This window comes from Acaryochloris sp. IP29b_bin.137, from assembly GCF_028285745.1.
Lineage (GTDB): Bacteria > Cyanobacteriota > Cyanobacteriia > Thermosynechococcales > Thermosynechococcaceae > Acaryochloris.
On the sequence record NZ_JANQOP010000056.1, the window covers coordinates 1 to 7781 of the forward strand.

General features: G+C 48.7%; 2 protein-coding genes and 2 pseudogenes. All 4 read left to right on the forward strand.

Going from position 1 to position 7781, the window contains the following annotated elements:
• A pseudogene (locus Q0991_RS04435) lies at positions 1-2265 on the forward strand (hypothetical protein); the annotation flags it as partial.
• An 889-nt stretch (positions 2266-3154) separates the two neighbouring features.
• Positions 3155-6589: a serine hydrolase gene (locus Q0991_RS04440; RefSeq protein WP_299485889.1), complete on the forward strand. Its 3435-nt coding sequence runs from the start codon at positions 3155-3157 to the stop codon at positions 6587-6589.
• Positions 6590-6739: 150 nt separating this feature from the next.
• Positions 6740-7480, forward strand: coding sequence for a hypothetical protein (locus tag Q0991_RS04445; protein WP_299485891.1), 741 nt, complete (start codon positions 6740-6742; stop codon positions 7478-7480).
• 55 nt (positions 7481-7535) lie between these two features.
• Positions 7536-7781 (forward strand): annotated as a pseudogene (locus Q0991_RS04450) (hypothetical protein); the annotation flags it as partial.

The following is a 7781-nucleotide window of genomic DNA, read 5'->3' on the forward strand; positions in this document are numbered from 1 at the left end:
GGTGAAAAGACTGCGGTGGGTGATGGGTTTACTGGACTGAATCTTTGGAGCAAGTCGAAGGAGACGTCTTCTTCGTTGATTCATGTGGATGACTGGTCAGATGAGTTTGGCTTCCCCTTAGGTTACAGTACCCATGAAGATATCGCCTTCTTAACCCAAACGACAGCCGAGTTAATTGAGACCGGTAAAGTCGGCGAGACCTATCTTGATTCCATTCAAGACACTTTAGATCAGCTTGGTAGCCCTATCACGGTTGATTTCCCTGAGAATGAAGCTGGTTCGTTTGAAGTGGTAGATGGAACAACCAGCCTATTTCTTGACTTTTCACTGTTTGAGCAGGCTGGGCTAGTGATTCAAAATGCTACGCCCACGGGGGATCCTTTTTCGAATCAGTTTCAGCTTGGTTTTGCGATCGCACCCACCACCGACTTCACGTTCGATGCCGTCCCCTCCCTTACAGCAGGCGGCACCATTGAACATACAGGCGATATTACCTTCTTAGTAGGCGGGGATGTTCTGCTGACCATCGGAGATTTTGCGATTGGGTTTGATGAAACACGCATCAGCGAGAACAATAGCGGCTTCTTCGTGGCTGATACCCTTGATGATGGCTTAGGGATTGATGTTCTCTTTGACGTCAGCGCTCCCGAGCGGTTATTGGTGACGGAAAACGATCTGACCATTGCCGATGCTGATTTATTGCTGGCTCCGGAGTTGGCTGGAATTTTAGGTCTCAATGATGCGATTGGTGCTGATGTGGGGGATACCCGTATTGATGCCGAAATTGTTGCCGCTGGCCCTCCTTTACCCATCGTAAGTTTAATCATCGAGCCTGAAGCTGTATCGGAAGAAGATGCACCCTTGACCACTCAATTCCGATTTGTGGTGGAGGGTGATATCCCTGATGGTGGACTTCCCATTCTGTTTGGAGCTGAAGGCAATGATTTGATAGAAATTCTAGACCAGCTTGATGGCCGTTTCCCTCAAGAACTCATTGGCATGGAGTCCCTCGGATTTTTCCCCGAACAAGGTGTGGTGGGATTGAACCTGCTTCAAAATGAGGCGATTTTGACCCGAACAATTGCAAATGACGTGATTGAAGAAGCTGACCGCACCTTTACCTTTAATATAGTTGCCAATGATGCCGGGCTGGTGGATTCAAACTATATCGTCAGTGCTGAAGCAGGGTCAGACACCCTGACCCTCACAGATGATAATGGTGGCCCTGGTGTAGGTCCTACGGTTGGACTGTCAGTGAGTAAAACAGAACTTCAGGAAGGAGAAGAGTTTACCGTCAACTTCAGCGTAGAGGGTGACATCCCTGAAGGGGGCTTAACTGTCCTAGTAGACGGAAATATGGATGGTGTTCTGGGTGAGTTTAATCTCTTCAACGAGGACGGTACCCCGGCCTTTACGACCACTGGCATAGCCGGGATCCCAGAAGTAGGGGATGACCGCGCGGGTGCTTTCCTAGCAACGCTGATTGATTCTGATGCCAGCATCACTTTGTCTGTCTTCGATGATGGCCCTGACGAAGGATTGGAGACTATAACCTTCGATGTGGTTGATGGTGAAGTTTACGAGGTATCAGACTTAAATGGATCGATTACGCTAAGCCTCACTGATGCTGAACTTACGCCAGTAGAAGAGTCCTTGGTGTCAGGTACGAATGGGGATGACGTACTCCTCCCTACTATCACCCCTCGCTTCGATGGCAGCAATGACCTCGTTTTCGCTGGTGCTGGCAATGATGAAGTCGACATTCCTCTAGCAGGTCAGACTGCTGGAGGTAACCGCATTGATCTCGGTAGTGGTGATGACATCGTCTTTGTCGCTGACGGAGATCGGGCCTTTGGCAGTGAAGGTAATGATGTCCTTGATGCCACCGATGCCAGCAACTATCGGATCTCTGGCGGCCTGGGTGACGATGACTTCTATCTGGGCAGCAATAGTCGCGCCCTAGGAGGTGACGGAGATGACCGCTTCTTCGTTGGCCTAGGGGGAGACAACCTCATCAATGGTGGGGAAGGTGCAGATCAGTTTTGGATTGTGAATGGTGAAGTTCCCACTGCCGCCAATACTATCGTTGACTTTGAGCTTGGTGTAGATGTGATTGGTATTTCAGGTCTGAGTGGCTTGAGCTTTAGTGACCTGACCTTAACCAACGTTGGCAACAACACCGAAATTGCGATTGACGGCACGGTGGTTGCTCAAGTTCTAGGAACGACCGCCCTCGAAGAGAGTAACTTCTCGTTTGTAGCCTAGGACTGAAGGTATGGATCTTCTGGAACTTGGAAGGTCTACAGGGGTAGTTGCGTTTGGGTGGTTGCAATTGCCCCCTTATATGAAAAAACGTACAGTCTTGGATTTGGGCCTGTTCAGTAGACCTCTTGCATAATTCAGCTACCGATAAAATCTAAGTCAGAACGCAGCATTTATTGAGTTAGAAGCACACCATGAAACGAATATTGCAAGAGGTCTAATTATTCGATTCAATAAAAATTTGGCTTAGGAAGTTACCTGAGGCTAGAAGATCCATAAAGCTGTTATCTGCCCTACAATGCCCTGGCTATTACGAATTTCAGTAATGAGGGCTAACGAAAAACTAACCATTACCAAGCGCCCTCCAAGAGTTTCAGAAAAGCTGGTGAATCTGAAGGTTTGTTTTTGGGGTCAGCCAACGACATGCATAATTTTATGTCATAGGGCTGAAATACAGCAGAGACAAGTAATACAGTCTTCAATTTTTCAAAATTTTAAAACGGTGAAGTCAAAATCGTATGATTTTGAGGACAGGAATAAGGTAAAAAGTCGATTTTGGAGGTTTTCGAAAAAACAGCTATTTTTCCCCGCTTAAATCCGTCGCCTACTCTCAAATACCTGAAACGACTTCATAGCAGTTATTCCAGGCGTTCTTAGGTATCTAGGAAATTAATGAATAAAACATGATCCACTGACCATAATTTCGAACTAAATGAAGAAGCTGAACTCCGTGACCAAGAGATTTTTAAAATCTCACCTCTACAATCTTTATATAGTAATAGTTTCAGCTCTATGACATAAATTTATATGGATCGTTTCCGGAGGCCTTTTTCTGCTTCTCACAGTCGGATATTAACGTTGCACTATTTTGGACCCTGGAGAAAAGCAATTTATGGTAAAGATTAGTCTGTCCACATCAACTACATTTGATGGTGATCTTAATGCCCTCGTTGAGGATCAAGAGACATCGTTAACGGTTCGTTTCGACTTGGATGACGTTGCCCCTGCGGATGGATTAAGGGTCTTCTTGGATAGTGATGTTCCAGGCATCCTTAATCGTCTCGACTTTCCCGCATTGGTAGCAAATCCCCAGCTTGAAAATATTGATTTTTTCCCACTTCCTCAGAGAAATGATGACCGATCCGGTGTTGCACTCACCATTTCCCCTGGTGCAGAATTTGCTACATTTACCATTAATATCCGCGATGATGAAGACACGGTACCGCCACAGGAACTTTTCGATGGCCTGGTCGAAGCAGAATTTTCATTGATTGCGGCGGACCAGATTCCGACCGAAGATCAAGCCTCAATTGTCGGCATTAGTGACTACACAGTCGATGCCAATGCAGCCAGCAGTACGGTGCTGTTTGTCGATACTGAAAGTCAGCTACCGGGTAATTTGCCTGAACCTCCTGAGCCGCCCACACCGAGCAATGTGGCCCCTGTGGCTAGTAATGATTCCTACAGTGCAACAGCGGGTGAAACCCTATCCGTTGATGCGGTGACGGGCCTGCTAGCCAACGACAACGACGGGGATGGGGATAGTTTAACTGTGGCGATCTCGTCCGATGCCACCATCAGCAGCATTTCTCTCAACGATGACGGCTCCTTTAGCTACACTCCCAAGGCTGACTTTGTTGGCGTTGACAGATTTAGCTACGCCGTTAGCGATGGCAACGGTGGCAGCGATACCGCTGATGTGTCCATTAACGTTATGGCTGAGCCCGATGAGCTACCCGGCGGCAGCTTGGAGGCACCTCCGACTATTCTTCTTTCTGTGAATCCCGATAATCCAACACCGCCTGGTCCTGAATTTAGTGGGTCTCCGGTTGAATATGCAACGGCATTGGTTGCCAAGGAGATCTCTACCCGAGTGTTCGGGGCTAATGGGGATATCCAACCTACTCTAGCTACTGAGGTCGCATTGCTTGGGCTTGCAGCTTCAGGGTTCACTCCCAGCCTCATAGAAGTGACCATAGACGAGATCCAAAAGACCGTAACCGTATCGCATCCCGGGCTACCAGATCGCACCGCCATACATACTGAATCCCAAGGATCCATCATATTACCGGTCGGAGTGAACGACCTTGCCTTCACTCCCCAAAGCATTGAGTGGTTAGGTCCCCCTGAAGATGCCCTCTGGCCGTTGGGAGAGACCATTGTAGAGGGCGACAGTCTTATCGATAAAACAGCACTTGAGGCAGCGCTCGATGCCCACATAGACCGCACAGGAATACGGGCGATCGCCGTCGTTCACCAGGGGGAGCTGGTGGGGGAGCGATACGCACCAGGATACGGCCCATTGGTTCCCCAACGTGCCTGGTCTACAGGCAAGAGTGTGGTCGCCACGGCCATTGGCCGCATGATTGACCAAGGATATCTCGATCTCGATCAAAGAATCCCCGTCGAGGCATGGGCTAATGATGAGCGCCAGCAGATCACCATTCGCAATTTGCTGAACATGTCCAGCGGACTCGATCAGCAGTTTGACCGAAGTTTAACTGCTTTTTTCTCTCCAGATAACGAGCATACGTTTATCTACAGCGAAGGGTTTGACACCGTCGCTGATGCGGTAGAAGTTCAGCCAGGAGCATTTGCTCCCGGTACCGAATACGCCTACCGCAATGCAAATCCTCTGATTGCCACTGCTGTTGCGCGTCTTGCCTTTGCCAAGGCGACGTCCCAAGACGAGTTGGCATTCTTTGCTCGTGAAGTCTTTGAACCCCTGGGCATGCGTTCGTCTTTTATTGAGACGGATTTCTACGGCAACTTCCTCTCATCAGGAGCATTCTATTCGACCGCCCGTGATCTGGCACGGCTGGCGCTGGTGCATTTGCAAAAGGGCATGTTTGGGGGAACTCAAGTATTGTCCGAGGAGTGGACTAACTTTGTGTATCAACCCTCACCCGGTCGTGAGGACTTTGGTGCCTACTGGCGAAACAATATCAATGGTGCATTAGATTTGCCCACCGACGCCTTCTTTGCTAGCGGGGGCTTTGGGCAGAGAGCGATCGCCATCCCTAGCCGTGACCTAGTTATCTCTCAGCTTGCCTTCGATCCGCTTACAGGTGATGAGAATTTTGAGCTTTTCGTCAATGAAGTTGTGGACATCGTTGATACGATAGTCCCCACCGAAGAAGTCACCTTCAACTTCGATTGGACAGGCCAAATCGCAGGTTTCAGTATCGAAGGCAGCTTCAGTTTCGATGCCAGCCAAACCTACACCGACGGCATCGTCCGCGAAGAAGACCTCACCGACTTCGATGTTTCCTTCTTCGACCCCGACGGCAATCTCCTACGCACCTACGAAGAAAACCACCTCACCTTCCCCGAGTTCAACTTCGCCTTCGACACCAATACCCAAGAGATTCTCCAAGACGGCTTCTTCCTGGGGCCAGACGGCATCAACATCGGTGAAAAGACTCCGGTGGGTGATGGCTTTAGCGGCCTCAATTTTTGGTCACGCCCCGAATTCAACTCTCAAGGGGAAGTGCCCCCACCCCACCTCCATTTTGATGACTGGGCCGATGAGTTTGGCTTCCCCATCGGCTTTAGCTCCCATGAAGATGTTGCGTTCTTGACCCGCACAACCCAAGAGCTTCTAGATACGGGTCGCGTCGGTGAAACCTACATTGGTAATACCCGAGCTGGCCTGGATGAGCTGGGTCAACGGGTGCAGATTTCTGAGGTTGATACACCTAGTGATTCGAGTAATCTTGTAGCTGGAAGCAGCGACGATGACGCCCTTATTCCCACCATTACCCCTAGTTTTGACGGTAGCAATGACCTCGTTTTCGCTGGTGCTGGCAATGATGAAGTCGATACTCCTCTGGCAGGCCAGAACGCAGGGGGTAACCGTATTGACCTTGGTAGTGGCGATGACATCGTCTATGTCGCTGACGGAGATCGGGCCTTTGGTAGCGATGGCAATGATGTCCTTGATGCCACAGATGCCAGCAACTACCGTATTTCTGGTGGTTTGGGAGATGATGACTTCTATCTGGGCAGTAATGGTCGAGCCCTTGGAGGGGAAGGAAATGACCGCTTCTTCGCTAGCCTAGGGGGAGACAACCTAATTGCTGGTGGTGAAGGCGCGGATCAATTCTGGATCGTGAATGGTGAAGTTCCCACATCTGCCAATACGATCATGGACTTTGAGCTTGGTGTAGATGTGATTGGTATTTCAGGTCTGGGTGGTTTGAGCTTTAGAGAGCTGACCTTAACCAACGCTGGCAACAACACTGAGATTGCGATTGACGGCACGGTGGTTGCTCAAGTTCTAGGAACGACCGCCCTTGATGAGAGCAACTTTGCGTTTGTAGCCTAGGACTGAAGGTATGGATCTTCTGGAACTTGGAAGATCTATAGGGGTAATTGCGGTTGGGTGGTTGCAATTACCCCCTTTATTGACAAGATGTACAGCCTTGGATTTGGACCTGTTCAGTATTGATTTTCCGTTAGCAAGGATGACAAAGAGATGAAATTATCGATTCAAGAAATCAGTATTACGATTGCAGCTAAAGGTCTGAGTCCTACTATTCTCAGTCCTGACTTCCTCAAATACAGCGATATCGTTCCCTCAGATTGGCAGTATGAAAAGGAACCTGTATTCGCGAGCAATGGTGCTCAAATTGCCTATACCAACGGAACTCGAATTATGGCTCAACCCAATCGGGTAACCTTTGCCCAAGCGTTTGCAACCCAAGAACAACCTCAGTTTGAGATCAATACAATCGCAGCTAAGTTTGTGGTAAAACTTCCCAATGCTGATTATCAAGGTGTGGGGATTAATCCTCGGGGGATAGTCCCTTTTTTAGAGAGCGAGCATAAGGCTCATGAATTCTTATTCCACAAGCTCTTAGCCAAGGGATCTTGGCAGGAGTTGGGCCAAGCACCTGCTCAAGCAGCCCTTCAACTCAGCTATGTCCTGGACCAAGGCACTCTCAACTTGGCCATCAATGAAGCTAAGCTAAATGCCAAAGAGCAAGCATCTGGTTCAGCAGTCATTTTCTCGGGGAACTTCAGCTACCCCGTGATTGGAGATGCTAAGGAAAAGCGTCTCCACAGTATCAAGGAGCGTATTGAGCTTTGGCAGACAAGTGTCACGACCTTCCAGCAGCTCATCAATGAGCACTTTTTGGAGGTGTCTAATGAGACTTCATCAGATAATGGTATTCCTGTAGCTCCTGCGCCAAATGGCCATGAGATGGTTATTTAACTTTTGCTTATGAATAGAAATAATTCCTTGTTTCTTATGTCGTTTGCAGATCTTCATGAGACGAACCAAAACTATTGGACTATTACTCCTCCTCAACTTTTCCCTTATAGTTCCGTTTCATCGCCAAGCCATTGGACAGATCAATGCAGAAGCTTTGGCATTTCCGAATTATCGCAAGGACAAGGAATTCTTGCGTCTTGAGCAGACCCTTGTCAGCTACGGTTTTCAATTGATCTTCCAGCCGCCACCTCGCCGCAATACTTATGGCTTATTTGATGTGGGAAAAAAAAGTATCTGGATT

Bases quoted from the DNA above. Each gene is read 5' to 3' on its own strand.
- Q0991_RS04445 (WP_299485891.1), top strand. From the start codon at position 6,740: ATGAAATTATCGATTCAAGAAATCAGTATTACGATTGCAGCTAAAGGT.
- Q0991_RS04440 (WP_299485889.1), top strand. From the start codon at position 3,155: ATGGTAAAGATTAGTCTGTCCACATCAACTACATTTGATGGTGATCTT.